At 72.3% G+C, this 16,443-nt stretch carries 14 protein-coding genes and 1 pseudogene; 10 read left to right on the forward strand and 5 right to left on the reverse strand.

Annotation, left to right across the window (positions count from 1 at the left end):
• Window positions 1-54 precede the first annotated feature (54 nt).
• The 6 genes from ACZ573_RS05080 (at window position 55) to ACZ573_RS05105 (ending at window position 9,014) form a co-directional block, all read left to right on the forward strand.
• Window positions 55-531, forward strand: a complete 477-nt coding sequence (locus ACZ573_RS05080; RefSeq protein ID WP_471299177.1) for an SseB family protein — start codon at window positions 55-57, stop codon at window positions 529-531.
• Entirely contained in the window at window positions 531-1,097 is a 567-nt protein-coding gene (locus tag ACZ573_RS05085) for a hypothetical protein (RefSeq protein WP_471299178.1), read from the forward strand. The genes ACZ573_RS05080 and ACZ573_RS05085 overlap by 1 nt, the downstream gene beginning before the upstream one ends.
• On the forward strand, window positions 1,098-5,756 hold the full coding sequence (locus tag ACZ573_RS05090; RefSeq protein WP_471299180.1) for a putative T7SS-secreted protein: 4,659 nt from the start codon (window positions 1,098-1,100) through the stop codon (window positions 5,754-5,756).
• Complete coding sequence (locus ACZ573_RS05095) at window positions 5,753-5,965, forward strand: hypothetical protein (RefSeq protein WP_471299183.1); 213 nt, start codon at window positions 5,753-5,755, stop codon at window positions 5,963-5,965. The genes ACZ573_RS05090 and ACZ573_RS05095 overlap by 4 nt, the downstream gene beginning before the upstream one ends.
• A 110-nt stretch (window positions 5,966-6,075) precedes the next feature.
• Complete coding sequence (locus ACZ573_RS05100) at window positions 6,076-6,975, forward strand: arginase family protein (RefSeq protein WP_471299186.1); 900 nt, start codon at window positions 6,076-6,078, stop codon at window positions 6,973-6,975.
• Between the two features lie 65 nt (window positions 6,976-7,040).
• Window positions 7,041-9,014 carry a DUF5107 domain-containing protein gene (locus ACZ573_RS05105; protein WP_471299188.1) on the forward strand — a complete coding sequence of 658 codons (1,974 nt, stop codon included), beginning with the start codon at window positions 7,041-7,043 and terminating at the stop codon, window positions 9,012-9,014.
• Here the strand turns inward: ACZ573_RS05105 and ACZ573_RS05110 are convergent.
• On the reverse strand, window positions 9,001-9,414 hold the full coding sequence (locus ACZ573_RS05110) for an LppU/SCO3897 family protein (RefSeq protein WP_471299191.1): 414 nt from the start codon (window positions 9,412-9,414) through the stop codon (window positions 9,001-9,003). The two genes, ACZ573_RS05105 and ACZ573_RS05110, sit on opposite strands and share 14 nt — an antisense overlap.
• 119 nt (window positions 9,415-9,533) lie before the next feature.
• On the reverse strand, window positions 9,534-10,385 hold the full coding sequence (locus tag ACZ573_RS05115) for a methyltransferase domain-containing protein (protein WP_471299194.1): 852 nt from the start codon (window positions 10,383-10,385) through the stop codon (window positions 9,534-9,536).
• A 199-nt stretch (window positions 10,386-10,584) separates the two neighbouring features.
• Between ACZ573_RS05115 and ACZ573_RS05120 the strand changes: the two genes are divergently transcribed.
• The 3 genes and pseudogenes from ACZ573_RS05120 to ACZ573_RS05130 form a co-directional block, all read left to right on the forward strand.
• Complete coding sequence (locus ACZ573_RS05120) at window positions 10,585-11,157, forward strand: TIGR03086 family metal-binding protein (RefSeq protein ID WP_471299197.1); 573 nt, start codon at window positions 10,585-10,587, stop codon at window positions 11,155-11,157.
• Window positions 11,158-11,299: 142 nt separating this feature from the next.
• On the forward strand, window positions 11,300-12,517 hold the full coding sequence (locus ACZ573_RS05125; protein WP_471299199.1) for an aminotransferase class I/II-fold pyridoxal phosphate-dependent enzyme: 1,218 nt from the start codon (window positions 11,300-11,302) through the stop codon (window positions 12,515-12,517).
• Window positions 12,518-12,589: 72 nt separating this feature from the next.
• Window positions 12,590-12,910, forward strand: a pseudogene (locus tag ACZ573_RS05130) (MBL fold metallo-hydrolase); the annotation flags it as partial.
• Window positions 12,911-13,050: 140 nt separating this feature from the next.
• Here ACZ573_RS05130 and ACZ573_RS05135 read toward each other — a convergent pair.
• Window positions 13,051-13,512 carry a MarR family transcriptional regulator gene (locus ACZ573_RS05135; protein WP_471299201.1) on the reverse strand — a complete coding sequence of 154 codons (462 nt, stop codon included), beginning with the start codon at window positions 13,510-13,512 and terminating at the stop codon, window positions 13,051-13,053.
• A gap of 349 nt (window positions 13,513-13,861) precedes the next feature.
• On the opposite strand from ACZ573_RS05135, the gene ACZ573_RS05140 reads away from it, so the two are divergent.
• Complete coding sequence (locus tag ACZ573_RS05140) at window positions 13,862-14,791, forward strand: virginiamycin B lyase family protein (protein ID WP_471300588.1); 930 nt, start codon at window positions 13,862-13,864, stop codon at window positions 14,789-14,791.
• 66 nt (window positions 14,792-14,857) lie between these two features.
• Here the strand turns inward: ACZ573_RS05140 and ACZ573_RS05145 are convergent, their stop codons facing one another.
• Window positions 14,858-15,487 carry a DedA family protein gene (locus ACZ573_RS05145; protein WP_471299204.1) on the reverse strand — a complete coding sequence of 210 codons (630 nt, stop codon included), beginning with the start codon at window positions 15,485-15,487 and terminating at the stop codon, window positions 14,858-14,860.
• A complete protein-coding gene (locus tag ACZ573_RS05150) occupies window positions 15,484-16,260 on the reverse strand; it encodes an MBL fold metallo-hydrolase (protein ID WP_471299207.1) in 777 nt (258 codons plus the stop codon). Before ACZ573_RS05150 ends, ACZ573_RS05145 begins: the two co-directional genes overlap by 4 nt.
• Window positions 16,261-16,443: the final 183 nt, after the last annotated feature.

Here is a 16,443-nt window from a genome sequence, read left to right on the forward strand (position 1 = left end):
ATCAAGATATTGTTCGTCCTTTGCGTGTGCATCATGCGGAGGGAACACGGCGCCATGGGACTGACCGAACGGATAGCCAGTTGCCGTGAAGGCCGGGGGGATCCGGCGCGCTTGGTGGGGGAGTTCCGCCGCACTGCCCTCCTCGTGCCGCTCACCACGACCGACGTCGATGCGGATGCCGAACGTCCCTTTGTTGCCGCCGGTGGTCTGATGTCGGCGGTGTCGGGCGGGATCCGCTGGCTGTACGCGTTCACGGACGAGGAGGCCCTCGTCCGCTTTGCACAAGCGCGGGGAGAGGGCAGCCGGGACTGGCCGTACCTGGCGATGCTCGGCGCCCGGCTGCTGGATGCGGTCGTGCCGATGTCGGACGGTCCGACGGGAGTTGCCGTCGACGTTGCGGACGGTGACGGATCGATGCTGTTCCCGCCGGTGGCCGGGATCGTCCCGGATGCCTTCGCCGTCGACCTGCGCCAGGGTGCCGACAGCGACAGCGACAGCGACAGCGACAGCGACCGCGGAGCGGTGGCCTGATGGCGGGCGACGGCGACCTCGAGGTCTCCCCACAAGCGGTCGCGGCGATCCAGTCCGGCCTGCGGGCCGCGATATCCGAGCTCCGCGAGTCCGGGGACGCGGCGGGCGCCTCGCAGGGCGCCGGCTTCGAGAACCTGTCGATGACGGGGATGGAGACCGGACACGCCGGACTGGCGGCCGACTTCGAGGACTTCTGCGAGCGCTGGGAGTGGGGTGTGCGCGCCCTGATCCAGGACGCGTCGACGCTGGCCGCGAACCTGGGGATCGCGGCGGGGACGATGTGGGAGGAGGACCAGTACATCGAGGGCGCCTTCAAGGTCGCCGCGAACGCCGCGTACGGAAATCCGTTCGCGAGCGAGGACGAGATCGAGAAGAAGAAGTGGGGCGACATCTTCCGCGCTGACGTCTACAAGCCGGACTACAGCGACGAGTCGTTCGAGAAGGGCGCCAAGGACATCAAGCAGACGTGGTCGGACACCAAGGACACGGTGACCTCGAACGGCAAGATCGGTTCGCTGATGGACCTGCTGGACCAGTCCGGCGTGAGCAACGGGGGAAAGGGCTAGATGGGCTGGCGGGATTGGGTACCGGACTCGGCGGAGGACTGGGCCGAGGACCGGGCGGAGGACATCGGTGACTTCGTCGAGTGGGGCGGCGACAAGGCCGCAGGCTTGGCCGACGAGGTCGGCGCGCACGACGCGGGCAACTGGCTGCGGGACAAGAGCCGCTCCGCCGCGAACCAGCTCGGCGCGGAGGTCGGCGAGCTCGAACTCGGGCAGACCGACGACCCGAAGCGGCTGGTCTACGGCAGCACTGCCAAGATCCGCGAACAGGTCGCCCATCTGAACGACTTCAAGAAGGCCTTCGAGTCCGTCGGCAACGGCCTGAAGAACCTGGCCGAGCCCGACGGGCTCAAGGGCGCGGCCGCCACTGCCTTCCGCGAGTCCGTCGCGAAGGAGCCGCCGCGCTGGTTCGACGCGGCCGACGCGTTCGGCAAGGCCGCCGATGCGATGAACCGGTTCGCCGAGACCGTCGAGTGGGCCCAGGGCAAGGCCAAGGAGGCCCTGGAGGACTACAACAAGGCGCTGAAGGCCTCCCAGGACGCCTACGACGCGCACGAGAAGCTCCGCAAGACCTACAACGACGCCCTGAAGGCGAAGTCGGACCACCTGCCGCCGCGGCCGTCGGAGGACTACCCCGACCCCGGGAAGGAGATGGAGAAGGCCGCGAAGGAGAAGCTCAACAGCGCCCGCAAACAGCGCGACGAACAGGCCGACACCGTCGCGGCGGCCGTCCGCGCGGCCCGGGAGTCCGCCCCGCGCAAGCCCTCGTACAGCGAGCAGCTCGCCGACGGCGTCGACTACCTCGACCTGGCCTCCACCCACCTGGTCGGCGGCCTCGTCAAGGGTGGCGCCGGCGTGGTCAACTTCGCCCGCGGACTCAACCCGTTCGACCTGTACAACCTGTCCCACCCCGCCGAATTCCGGACCAACCTGAGCTCCACGGCCGCCGGCCTGGTCGTCATGGCCAACGACCCCGTGGGCGCGGGCAAGCAGATGCTCGACGAGTTCATGAAGGACCCCACCGAAGGAGTCGGCAAACTCATCGCCGAAGCCATCGGCTCCAAGGGCACCGGCGCGGCCAAGAAGCTCGCCACCGCCACCAAGCACCTGGACGATGTCAAGGGCCCGGCCCGCAACGGACTGGACACGGATGGTCCGCACCACTCGGAACGGCCGGACAACACCAAGACGAGCGGTAAGACGGACCCCATCGACCTGGCGACGGGGCGGATGTACCTCCCCCAGACCGACGTGGTCCTTCCGGGTACGCTCCCCCTCGTCTTCAGCCGCCGGGCGGAATCCGGGTACACCGCCGGACGCTGGTTCGGGCCGACCTGGTCGTCCACGATCGACCAGCATCTGGAGATCGATCCCGAGGGCATCGTTCTCGTCACCGAGGACGGCCTTGTCATCGCCTATCCGCACGTGGCGCCCGGCATTGCGGTACTACCCGTCTCCGCGTCGGCGCCGCAGCGCCGGCTCGAGCGCCTGCCGGAAGGTGACTGGACGGTCACGGACCCGGTGACCGGCCACTCCCGCCGTTTCAGCCTGCCGGCCGGATCCACCGCGGGAGACGAGCACGGCGAGGTGAACGGCATTGCGCCGATCGTCGAGCTGGAGGATCGCCACGGCAACCTCATCACGTTCGAATACGACGAGCAGGGCACTCCGAACGGCATCAGCCACAACGGCGGTTACCGGCTCCGGCTCGATTCCGCCGATGGTCGCATCACTGCGCTGCACCTCGACGATGGGCCGCGCATCCTCTCGTACGGCTACACCGACGGGAACCTGACCGATGTCACGAACTCGTCCGGCCTGCCGTTGCGTTTCACCTACGACGAGCACGCACGGATCACCTCCTGGACCGACAGCAACGGGAGCAGCTACGCCTACACCTACGACGAACTCGACCGGTGTGTCGCGGAAGCAGGAGAAGCCGGTCACATCGCCCTGACCATCACGTACGGGGAGGCCGATCCCGAAACCGGTCTCCGTACGACCCGGTTGACCACGGCTGCCGGCCAGTCCCACCGTTACCTCATCGACAAGCGCTGCCGAGTCGTCGCGGAGATCGACCCGCTGGGTGCCGAGACCCGCAACACGTATGACCTCAAAGGCCGTCGGCTCGCCCAGATCGGGCCGCTCGGCATGACCACGCAGAACGCCTATGACGATGAGGGACGTTTGGTCTCGGTCACGCGTCCGGACGGCCGCGCGGCACGAGCCGAGTACGACGTACACGGGAACGCGGTCAAGCTGGTCGGCTGGGACGGCAATGTCGTCCGTCAGACCTTCGACGACCGGGGCAACCGGACGTCGATCACCCGGGCGGACGGTTCCGTCACCCGGTATACCTACAACGATCGTGGGCACCTCACCACGATCACGGATCCGCTTGGGTCGGTAACCCGTATCGCCTGCAATCCGGCAGGTCTTACCGTAGCGGTCACAGACCGTCTGGGCGCCACCACCGCGTGCAAGAGGGACGGCTTCGGCCGACCGGTCGAGGTCACCGATGCCGCGGGCGGTGTCACCCGCACCGAATGGTCGGTCGAAGGCAAGCTGCTACGCCAGGTCGGACCGGATGGCGGGGAGCAGCGTTGGGTCTACGACGGCGAGGGCAACTGCCTCTCGGAGGACGACGGTTCCGGCACGGCATCCACGCGCTTCGAGTACACCCACTTCGATCTTCTTGCCGCGCGAACCGACGCGGACGGTGCGCGCCATGAATACACCTACGATGCCGCCCTGCGCCTGACAGGGGTGCGAAATCCGCAGGGCCTGCTCTGGGAGTACGAGTACGACGCGGCCGGACGGCTTGTCGCGGAGACGGACTTCGACGGTCGCTGTCTGCGCTACGAATACGACGCGGCATCACGGCTCGTCGCCCGCACCGACGCGCTGGGACAGCGGGTCACGTACGAGCGCGACACCATGGGCCAGGTCGTCCGCAAGGACGCTCAAGGCTTTGTGACATCGTACGAGTACGACATCTTCGACAAGGTGGCAAGGGCTGCCAGCGCCGACTCGGTACTGGTCCGTCTGCGCGATCGCACGGGACGGCTCCTGCGGGAGACCGTCGACGGCCGCACCCTCACCTTCGACTATGACGCCGCTGGCCGTCGTACGGGTCGAACCACTCCGACCGGTGCGAGCACAGAGGCTGGGTTCGATGCGGCGGGGCGTCGGGAGACGCTCACCACCTCCGGACGGCCGATCTCGTTCACTCACGACGCCCTGGGCCGCGAGATCGGCCGCGCATACGGTGACGTGGTGTCCTTGGTCAGCAACCGGGACGCGGTCGGCAGGCTGACGGGCCAGTTGCTGACCGATCGGGACGGGCGCGTTCTTCAGCGCCGCGGCTACGCCTACCGGGCCGACGGACACCTGACCGGCATGGACGATCTCCTTGCCGGGCCGCGCACCTTCGAACTCGACGTGCTCGGCCGCGTGACGGCGGTCCACGCCGAGGACTGGACCGAACGGTATGCCTACGACGTGGGCGGCAACCAGACGTCGGCCTCCTGGCCCGATTCCCACCCGGGCGGCCAGGACGCCGGCGGCCCCCGCATTTACGACAACGGCCGGTTGGTCCGTGCAGGTGGAGTGCGGTACGAGTACGACGGACTCGGCCGCATCACCCTCCGCCAGAAGACCCGGCTGTCGCGCAAGCCCGATACTTGGCTGTTCAAATGGAACGCCGAGGACCAGATCACCGAGGTCACCGATCCGGCCGGCACCCGGTGGCGGTACACCTACGACGGACTCGGACGGCGCACCGCCAAGGAGAAGCTGACGGCCGACGGCCGGGAGGTGGCCGAGCGGACGGTCTTCACTTGGGACGGCGAGGTGCTGTGCGAGCAAGTGACCCATGCTCCCGCAGACAGTCGGTCGACCGGAGTGGCGATCACCTGGGACCATCAAGGCTCCATACCTATCGCACAGACCGAGCGCGTCCTCTCGGACGCAGAAGTGGTCGATGAGCGATTCTTCGCAATCGTCACAGACCTCATCGGTGCACCTCGCGAGCTGGTGGACGAAGACGGCAACATCGCCTGGCGAACCAGATCCACCCTCTGGGGCAGCACCACATGGAATCGCGATGCCTCCGCGTACACTCCGTTGCGGTTTCCCGGCCAGTACTACGATCCCGAATCGGGCCTGCATTACAACTATTTCCGCACCTATGACCCGGAAACCGCTCGGTATCTTTCCCCGGACCCGCTAGGGCTGGCGCCTGCTGCGAACCCGGTGGCCTATGTCCAGAACCCTCATCGGTGGGCCGACCCGCTCGGCCTCTCTCCGTACGATCTGGAGGATTTGGGTGACGGCTGGTTCCGTAGCCGGGAGGGACTGGACTACGGACCGGGCCGGAACGGTGAGCATCGGATCACGCATGTGATGGACCATGGGCATCCGAATCCTGCCAAGCCTGATCACGGTGTCTTCGATACGGGCAGCAAGGGCATCCTCGAAACAGTTGACGAGGCGTGGGTGAAGCGAGACCTTGCCGTGAATGTGAACGTCCAAGGGGCGCGTACCACCTATATCATCCCCATGAGCAGACAAGTCGGCTATGAATTCGGGCAGGACTATATATCGATAACCGTCGAGCACGGAAACGAAGTCATCACCGCCTTTCCCAGGAGCTTCCCATGAGCAGCAAGGTCGTCTGTCGTCACTGCCAGCAGGACTGGCTGGCCCCGTACGAAGTCAAATCCACGGGCGAGAAGTTCTTCATGTGCCCGGAGTGTGAATCGATTTGGCTGGGTCACCAGGACACGTCCGAGGAGACGGAGGATTATCTCAGCGAGTTCCTCGAGTCGAGAGGGCTCTCCTGGAGTGACCTCGAAAGGCGGGAATCCTAGATTCGCCGAACTCACATTGAGCGACCGCGGTCCGTGGCGCTGACAGCCGTCGCGCGGCCGCTCCGGGGAAATGCCGGGCCCCGAGGGGGCGCATCGCACAGGATGAAGGCATGCGAACCCTCGTGCTTCTCGATGCCCCCTCCAACCTCGGACTGCGCCCGCCCGCGCCCGGCGCCGTACCCGGCGTATACAAGCTCGCCGGGGCCCTGCGCGAGCAAGGCCTGCTGGCCCGGCTCGGTGCCATCGAGGGCGGGGTGGTGGTGCCGCCGCGCTACGACCGCGGCGACTGGCGGGAGGGTGACGGCGTGTTCCACGCCGAGGCCCTCGCCGCGTACACCGTCACCCTCGCCGACCGCATCGAACGGCACCTGCGGGCGGGGGAGTTCCCCGTCGTGCTCGGCGGCGACTGCTCCATCCAGCTCGGCGCGGCCCTCGCCATGCGCCGCCTCGGACGCTACGGACTGGCCGCCATCGACGGCTCCGCCGACTTCCGCCACCCCGGCAACGAGGCCGTGAACGGACCTGTCGGCGCCGCCGGCGGCGAGGAGCTCGCCCTGTCGACCGGCCGCGGCCAGGCGGATCTCGCCGAGCTGGAAGGGCGCGGCCCCTACCTGCGCGACGAGGACGTACGGCTCTTCGGGCTGCGCGACGGCGACCCGGACCTGGCCGAACTGCACGCGGCCCGGATCTCCGTCGCCACCGTCGGGGAGATCCGGCGGCGCGGCGCGGGACCGGTGGCCCGGGCCGCCCTGGACGGACTGCACCCGCCGGAGACCGCCGGGTTCTGGGTGCACCTGGACGCCGACGTGCTGGACCCCGCCGTCATGCCGGCCGTGGACAGCCCCGACCCGGGTGGCCTGCTCCCCGACGAACTCGCCGAACTGCTCGCCGTCCTCGTGGGCTCGCCGCGCTGCGCCGGGCTCAACGTCACGATCTACGACCCGGACCTGGATCCGGACGGACGTGCGGGCGCCCTCCTCGCCGACCTGGTCGCGGGCGCCTTTGCGTAATCCTGACCGGTGGTGATCCGCGGAACCCCTGTGCACCGGCCGCCGTGGCGTGTTCCATTTCCCTCATGGCCACCACCGTCCGACGCGCCGTACTGACCCTCCCCGCAGCCCCGTTGGGCTCGGACAACCCGCTGCCCGCCCTGCGCGCGCCCGACGAGGCGCACGTACTGGACGAGCGTGCGCGCCAGGGGATGCCGCGCGACATGGCACGCCAGATCGGCTACGAGCCACTGCGCTCGCTCCTGCCCGTCCGGATCCGCGACGGGTACGGACGGGAGCGCGCGGAGCGGGAGTTCGAGTCGATCGTCATCGAGAACGACCACCTCCGGGTCACCGTGCTCCCGGGCCTGGGCGGGCGCGTCCACTCGCTCGTGCACCTGCCGACCGGCCGTGAACTCCTCTACCGCAACCCGGTGTTCCAGCCCGCCAACTTCGCGCTCAACGGCGCCTGGTTCTCCGGCGGCATCGAGTGGAACACCGGTGCGACCGGACACACCACCCTGTCCTGCGCCCCGGTGCACGCCGCGCTCGTCCCGGCCCCCGACGGGGGCGTGATGGTCCGGCTCTGGGAGTGGGAGCGGCTGCGCGACCTGCCCTTCCAGGTGGACCTGTGGCTGCCGGAGGACTCGGAGTTCCTCTACGTCGGCGTCCGCGTGCGCAACCCGCACGAGCGGCCCGCCCCCGTGTACTGGTGGTCCAACATCGCCGTCCCGGAGGACCACGGCACCCGGGTGCTCGCCCCCGCCGACGAGGCCTGGCACTTCGGCTACGAGCGCGCGCTGCGCCGCATCCCCGTACCGGAGTGGGAGGGCGCGGACCGCACGTACCCGCTGCGCGGCGAGTATCCGGCCGACTTCTTCTACGAGGTCCGGGGCGGGGCCCGGCCCTGGATCGCCGCCCTGGACGCCGCCGGGCACGGGCTCGTGCAGACCTCCACCGCGCGGCTGCGGGGGCGCAAGCTGTTCGTGTGGGGCGCGGGCGGTGGTGGCCGGCGCTGGCAGGAGTGGCTGACCGAGCCGGGCACCGGTGGCTACGCGGAGATCCAGGCCGGGCTGGCCCGGACCCAGCTGGAGCACGTACGGCTCGAGGGCGGGGCGGAGTTCAGCTGGCTGGAGGCGTACGGGCCGCTGTCGGCGGATCCGGAGCAGGTGCACGGCGCGGACTGGGCGGCGGCCCGTGGCGCGGCCGAGGGCGCGCTGGACGCCGTACTGCCGCGGGAACGGGTGGACGCGGCGTACGAGGCGTGGCGCGGCCGCGCCGACGCCGAGCCGGGGGAGCGGCTGGCACAGGGCTCCGGCTGGGGCGCGCTGGAGCTGCTGTGCGGGCGCTTCGAGCTGCCCGGCACCCCCTTCGCGGAAGACACGCTCGGGGAGGAGCAGGAGCCGTGGCTCCAGCTCTGGCGCACGGGCGTCCTGCCGACCCCGCGCCGGGTGGTTCCGCCGGGGCCGAGCCTGGTCGCCACGCACTGGCGGGACATGCTGGAGACGGCCCCGGCGGACCCGCTGACGGAGTACCACCTGGGTGTGGCCCAGTGGCACGCCGGGGACGTGGCCCAGGCGGTCCGCAGCTGGGAGCGCGGGCTGGCGCTGGCCCCCTCGCGGTGGCCGCTGCTGCGGTGCCTGGCAGTGGCGGACGCCCTGGCGGGCGACACGGAGAGGGCGGCCGACGGATTCGCGGCGGCCTTCGAGGACCTGGCCGTGGAGAGCCGCGGCAGCGAGCCGTGGACGGCCGCCGAGTCGGCGCTCGGCCAGGAGGCGATGGCCGCCCTCCTCGCGGCGGGCCGGCTGCCGCAGGCCCGCGCCGTCTGGGACCGGATGCGGCCCGCCCTGCGCGAACAGGGCCGCTTCCGGCTCCTCGCGGCCCGGCTCCTCGCGGCGGAGGGGCATGTGCGGGCGGCGCGCCGGGTCTTCGAGGACGGCTTCGAACTCCCGGACCTGCGGGAGGGCGAGGAGACCCTCGCCGAGGTCTGGTCCACCCTCACCGACTGCCCGCTGCCGGCCCGCTACGACTTCCGCATGCGGCCGCCTACTTCTTCTTGATCCCGTCGAAGCAGAGCACGAACCGCTTGCCGGACTTGTGCCGGGCCCTGTCGGCCTGCTCCTCGTAGCCGATGTCCGACACCCCCAGGCACCTGGCGGTGTCGACCGTGTCGTGGAGCACCTGGACCACCTTGTATTCGGCGTCGGCGTCGCCACAGTCGACCACGCGCAGGTCGGGGAAGATCGGGTCCCCGTCGTTCTTGAGGCAGTCGCCGGCCACGGCACGGTCCGCGCCGTCCTGGCTCAGGAAGTAGTAGCCGACGCCGACCCCGACGGCGACGAGGACGGCCAGGGCCCCGATGATCGCCAGGGCCTTCCGGCCGCCGACGCCTCCGCTCCGGGACGGCGGCTGCGGGAGCGGCGACTGCTGGGGCGGGGCTCCCTGCGGCGGTTGGGTCATGGGTGTGTCCCCCGGTGTGCGTGACGTGCGTATTGACGTGCACACGCTATATCAACGGGCTGACACTCCCGGGGGCGAGGCGAGGCCGCCTGGCATCGGACCCGGCGTCGGACCCGGCGTCACGCCCGGCACAGGATCTCGGCGTTCAGGACCGAGAACCACGCGTCGGGGTCCGCGCCCCAGGCGTGCCAGGCGTCGGCGACGGCCGCCAGCTCCGCGGCCGTCGTGTGGCCGCCGCGGGTGGCCACGGAGGCGTATGCGGAGGCCTGCGTACGGTCCGCCCACAGCGCCGACCACCAGGCCGTCTCCTCCGGGGTGGCGAAGCACCAGGCCGCCGCCGAAGAGGCCACGTCCGTGAAACCGGCCTGCCGGGCCCAGGCCCGCAGGTGGCGGCCCGCGTCCGGTTCGCCGCCGTTGGCGCGGGCCACCCGCCGGTACAGGCTCAGCCAGTCGTCCAGGCCCGGCGCGGCCGGGTACCAGGTCATCGCCGCGTAGTCCGCGTCGCGCGCGGCCACGATCCCGCCCGGCCGGCACACCCTGCGCATCTCGCGCAGCGCCTGGACCGGATCGCCGACGTGCTGCAGCACCTGGTGGGCGTGGACCGCGTCGAAGGAGTCGTCCGGGAAGTCCAGGGCGTGGACGTCCGCGGTGGCGAAGGACACGGAGTCGTCCAGGCCGCGCTCCGCGGCGTACGTACGGGCCTGCTCCAGGACGTCCTCGGCGGCGTCGACGGCGGTGACGTGGCCGCCCGGCGCGACCAGCTCCGCCAGGTCCGCGGTGATCGTGCCCGGGCCGCAGCCGACGTCCAGCACCCGCATCCCGGGGCGCAGCTCGCCGATCAGGTACGCGGCGGAGTTCTGGGCGGTGCGCCAGCGGTGCGAGCGCAGCACCGACTCGTGGTGGCCGTGCGTGTAGACGGCGGTCTCCCTGGCGGCGACTTCGCTGGCGGCGACTTCCCTGGCGGCGGTCATGGCCGGACCCCTCCTCGTTTCCTCGTCGAAGCGTTGTCCCCACCGTAGAGGATCAGTTCGTCATATGAGATCGCCGTTTTGACATGTGGACAGGGGTGTTGTGTGCCAAGGCGATCGGGTGGGGCGGTGGCAGGCCGATGCGGGTGCGAGGAGAGTGGCTTCAGGGGACACAACCCCATGGCGGAGGGCGGTGAGGGTCATGACGGACACGCTGCTCGAACGGCACGCCGAGGCACTGAGGCTCTTCGGCGAGCGGGTGCGTGACGTCCGTGGCGGCCAGTGGGGGGAGCCGACCCCGTGCACGGAATGGAACGTGCGGGAGCTGGTCAACCACGTCACGGCGGAGCAGCTCTGGATCCCTCCACTGGTCATCGAGGGCCGGACCGTCGAGGAGCTGGCGGGCAGGTTCTCCGGCGACGTGCTGGGCGAAGACCCCGTCGCGGCCTGGGACCGGGCCTCGGCCGCCGCGCACGCCGCCTTCGCCGCGTCCGGCGCGATGGACCGGACCGTGCGCCTGTCGTACGGGCCCGCGCTCGGATCGGCGTACTGCTCGGAGCTGACCGCCGACTGTGTCGTGCACACCTGGGACCTCGCGAGGGGCATCGGCGCGCAGGACCGGCTGCCCGACAGCCTCGTCGAGTTCTCGATCAAGGAGATCATGCCGTACGCCGACGGGCTCGCGGCCAGTGGCGCGTACGCCGAGCCGGTGGAGGTCCCGGCGGGCGCGGACGCGCAGACCAGGCTCCTGGCGATGGTGGGGCGCAAGGGCTGACGCGCAGAGGCGGGTATCCGCATAACAGGCATCCAGTACTAAATAATCGTATAAAGGTCAGGTCTGGCGGGGTGTCGTGGTGCGTCGCGGGACCCGGCGGGCGTGGCAGGGCGAGCGCGGAAGGCGGGAAGCGGTGGAGGGGATGCAGCGCACGGCGGCCGAGGGCCGCGGCCCGGTCCGGTACGGCCCGCCCGCCCCCCAGCCCGGCCTGCCCGTGCTCCCCGAGCTGCTCTCCGTCCTCGCCGCGGCCGCCGGACGCGCCGCCCCCGAACCCCCGGGCGGCGGCGAGGCCGTACGGGCGGCCGCCTGCCGGCACTGGGGACGGCGGGGGCTGGCCACCTCCCCCGAGAACGTGGCCGCGGGCCCCGGAGCCCCCGCGCTGCTCCTGGCCCTGCTCGGGGCATACGGGGGAGACGTGATGCTGCCCCGGCCCTGTCCCGCCTGGTGGACCCCGCAGGTCCGGCTGCTGGGACGGCGGGCCTACCACGTGCCGACCCCGGCCGAGTGCGGCGGAATTCCCGACCCCTACGCCCTGCTGGAGACCGTCCGTCGGGTGCGCGCCGAGGGCGGTGACCCGCGCGTGCTGCTGCTGTCGGTCGCGGACGACCCCACGGCGACCGTGCCGCCGCCCGAGATGCTCCGTGAGGCCTGCGAGGCCGCCGAATCCGCCGGACTGTTCGTCGTCAGTGACGAGAGCTGGCGAGACACCGTCCACCGTCCCCACGACACCCTGGTCCTGAGCCCCGCCGAGATGCTCCCCGAACAGGCGGCCGTCCTCGTCGACCTGTCCGGGGCGATGCTGCCGGCCGGCTGGCCCGCCGCCGTCGTCCGCTTCCCCGACACCCCGCGCGGGACCTGGCTGCGCGCCCGTACCCTCGACGTCCTCACCGCCACCGGGGCGATGGTCGCCGGACCCGTCGCGGGGGCCGCCGCGCACGCCCTCGACGAACCCGACGCCGTCACCGGGCGTGCCGGCGCCGCCGCCGCCCTGCACGGGGTGGTGGCCGCCGCCGCGCACCGGCGGCTGCTGGAGGCCGGGGCGCTGGCCCGGCCCCCGCAGGCCGGCCGGCACCTGTACGCCGACCTCACCCCGCTGCGCGCCGGACTCGCCCGGCACGGGGTCGGCGACGCCATGGAGCTGGAGGACTGGCTCGGCGGCCGGCTCGGCGCGCCCACGCCCGGCGGGCAGCGGTTCGCCGACGAACTGGGCGCGCTGCGCGTGCGGTTGTCCACCGGACCGCTGCTCGGCGCCACCCCGCAGGAGCGGCTGGCCGCGCTCACCGCCCGCGACCCGCTCGGGCTCCCGCACGTACGCGACTCCCTCGAACTCCTCGGATCAGTCCTGGCCGGGCTGGCCTGACCACCCGACCCCGGTGAACGGAGACTTCGCGATGAGGGACCGGACGGACGCCCCCGCCCATGCCCCGCCCGTACGTCCGCCCGTACCCCCGGCGCCGCAGCCGGCCCGGCCCCCGCGGCGCCGCAGCCCGCGTCCGCGTCCGCGCCGCGCCCGCTCGGTGCGCACCGCCGGTGGCCCGGCTCGTTCGCTGACCGGCTGACCGCCCCGCTCCCCGGGGTCCGCAGCTACGCCCGCCTCGCCCGCGAGGGCGCCTTCCGGCCCGGCCCCGAAGGGCTGCGCGGCATTCCCGACCTGCCGTACGAGCCCGGCCCGCTGCCCCCGGCGCCCCCCGGCACCGTCTGCGTCACCTGGGCCGGACGCGCCAGCTGGGTCCTGCGGACCGGCGGGCTGACCAGGAACCCCTGCACCGCACCGTGGCCGCCTGGCACCGGGCCGGCCTGCCCCGCGAGGACCTCTGGGACCTGCCGATCGGCGCTTCCCGCACGCTGGCCCCGGAGGCCTCCCGGACCGGCGGGTGAGTGGCGCCGCCGGGCTCAGTGGTGCCAGGCCCGACCGGCCGCGTTGTGGATGAACCGCTGGAGCACCTTGAGGGTGATCAGGTACTCCTCGTCGGAGATTCCCGCGTGCCGCTCGTCCCACAGGTCCTTCTGCAGGGCTGCGGCCCTGTCGAAGAACACCCGCCCCTCGGGAGTCATCTCCAGGCGCCCTCCGGCGTCCTGCGTGATCCAGCCCCGGACGATGACCGTGTCCATCTCTTCGGACAGCGCCTCCTCGCCCACGGCGAGGTAGCCCCGCAGGGTCTCGGTCAGCCCGTCCCCGGTCCTGACCTCGTCGCCCGCCAGGGCGACCCGGGCGAGGATCCACCACTGCGGCTGGGTGGTACCGAGCTCGGCGAGCGCGCCGCGGGTGCGGCTCACGATCGCGTCGTAGGCGGCCCAGCTCCAGTAGCCGATGGGCTGGCGGATCAGTTCGGCGTCGTCGTGCGAGTACTCCATGGCGGATCGACTCCCCGTCGGTGGTGCGGGGTGATGCGGTGCGGTGCGATGCGCAAGACCCTATGAACTCAACCGCACTTGAGGTCCAGCCCCGGGCGGACCCGTCCCGATCCCGCCCCCCGCGCGGGTGCGGCGGGGCCTGGGCGTTCTGTCCGGGGACGGTCTCCCCGGGTGACATCACGCGGGGCGAGGCCGATCCGCCGGACGCGCGGGACCACGGCATTGGAGTGGCCGCCGGCCGTTCCGATGGCGTGGCTCCCGCACCGGCGCCCGGCGCTTCCTAGGGTCGGCGGGGGTACGGCACCGGGCCGGCCGACCGTCCGGATCAGGTGGGTGAGTCGTGGAACGCATGACGGCCGAGTCACGAACGCAAGCACCCCGGGCCGCCCGGCGGTGGACCCGGCGGCTGGCCGCAGCGGTGGCGCTGCTGATGCTCTGCGCGCTCCCCGCAGGCGCGGCGCAGCCCGCGGACCCGCGGTCGCCCGCCGGCCCGCCCCTGTACGTGTCCGACTACGGCAACAACCGGGTCGTGACCCTGCCCGCGGACGGCGGCGACCAGAGCACCGTCCCCCTCGACGGTCTGGTGCGCCCGACCGGCCTGGCCTGGGACGCCGCGGGCCGGCTCTACGTCGCCGACACCGGCAACAACCGGGTCCTCGTACTGCCCCCGGACGGTGGGCAGCAGGCCGTCGTCCCCACCACCGACCTGTCGCGCCCGCTGGGGCTCGCCGTCGACCCGGCCGGCAACCTCTACATCGCCGACAGCTTCAACGACCGGATCGTGAAGGTGCCGGCCGGCGGCGGGGGCCAGACGACCGTCCCCACCACCGGGCTGCTGCACCCCTGGGGGCTGGCGTGGGCGCCCGGCGGGGAGCTGTACGTCTCCGACTTCGTCAACGACCGCGTCGTCGAGGTGGCCGTGGACGGGAGCGGCCAGAGCACCGTGCCCACCACCGGCCTCTCGCAGCCGACCGGGCTGGCCCGGAACGCCGCCGGTGACCTCTACATCGCCGACAGCGGGAACAACCGCGTGGTGAAGGTGGCCGCGGGCAGCGGCGCGCAGAGCACGGTGCCCACCACCGGCCTCAGCTCACCGCTGGGCCTCGCGCTCGACGGCTCCGGCCACCTCTACGTGGCCGACGGCTTCAACAACCGGGTGGTCCGGGTCCCCGAGACGGGCGGCGCACAGGTCACGCTCGCCTCCACCGGCCTCAACACGCCGACGGGCCTCGCGTTCCCCCCACCCGGCGCCCGCCCGGGACACGACCGGGACCGGTAGGACCCCGCAAGGCCCCGCTGGGCCCCGCAAGGCCCCAGTAAATGCAGGCAGGCCGTGAGGGCCGGCTCAGGGGCGGCGGCGCAGGCGGCGCCAGAGCGAGGGGCCCGTGCTGATCGCGAGGGCCAGGCCGACCGCCAGGGCCACGCCCTTCCAGGGCTCCGCGAAGAGGGTGCCGCCCAGGATGCCGATCAGACCGTACGTCGCCGCCCAGGCCAGGCAGGCCGGGGCGTCGCCGCGGGCGAAGCGGCGCAGCGGCATCTGCGCCAGGAGACAGGCCAGCATCACCGGGATCCGGCCCGCCGGGACCAGCCGCGACAGGACCAGGACCAGTACCCCGTGCTCGTCGAGCCGCGTCCGCGCCTGCTCCAGCCGCTCCGGCGTGGCCCGGCCGCGCAGCGTCTCCAGCCAGCGAGAACCGCCCCGTGAGCGCACCCCGCGCTGCCCGAGCCAGTACAGCGTCATGTCCCCGGTGAACGCCGCCAGCGCCGACACCGCGAACACCAGCAGCACCCCGTAGGGCAGCGACTGGTGGTGGAAGGCCACCACCGCCGCCGAACTCACCAGCGCACCCGTCGGGATGACGGGTACCAGCGCACCCAGGGCGACCAGCAGGAACAGCGCCGGGTACCCCACCGCCTGCTGGGTGCTCTCCGGCGGTACCTCCCCGGCCGCCGCGGCGAACTCGCGCCACGTCACGGCAGTCGCACCCGCTCGCCGTGCCGCGGCACCCGTACGGTCACCTTGGGCGCCAGGTGCCGCGCGAGCCGCTCGAAGTCCTCGCCCGGCGCGTGGAATTCATGCGGCCGCACCGCGTCCATCCCGACGGGCCAGTAGGTCCCGTAGTGCACCGGGACCGCCGCCGCGGGCGCCAGCCGGGCCAGCGCCTGCGCCGCCCGCCCCGCGTCCAGGTGCCCCGGGCCGAGGTACGGTCCCCAGCCGCCCACCGGCAGCAGGGCCACGTCCACCGGCCCGACCTCCTCGGCCATCGTGTCGAACAGCCCGGTGTCCCCGGCGAAGTACGTCCGCGCCGCGCCCCGCACCACGTAGCCGAGCGCCGGACACCGGTGCGGCCCGAACGGCAGCCGTCGTCCGTCGTGCCGCGCACCGACCGCCCGGATCCGTACGCCGTCCCGTACGGGGACCTCCTCGCCCGGCACCACCTCCGTCACGGCCAGCCCGCGCAGCCCGGCGACCCGCGCCAGCCCCGGCACGGCCCGGCGCGCCCCGCGCGGCACCAGCAGCCGGGTGCCGGGCGCGAGGCGGGCCAGCGACGGCAGGTGCAGGTGGTCCGCGTGCAGATGGGAGACCAGCACGACGTCCGCCACCGCCGCCTCGGGCGGGGGCACCGCCCCGCGCCGCCGTCGCAGGTGCGCGAGCCGCCGCGCGAACAGCGGGTCCGTGAGCAGCCGGACCCCGGAGTCCTCCACGGTGCACGTGGCATGACCCCACCAGGTGATCTCGACCGGCACCCGGCCCTCCCTCCCTCACGCCTCGCTCACGAGCCTAGGTCCTGTCGTCGAAGTGGCGTCGCGGGCCCGACGGGACTTTGACGGCAGGGCCTAGTAGGGGGTGTCTGCCCCGCACGGCCGCTCGGAACCGGATCTCGGCCGCCCCCTCCTCTACGGCGGAGTATCGGAGTAGGGTCCGGCGGC

Source organism: Streptomyces sp. NPDC040545 (assembly GCF_055595065.1).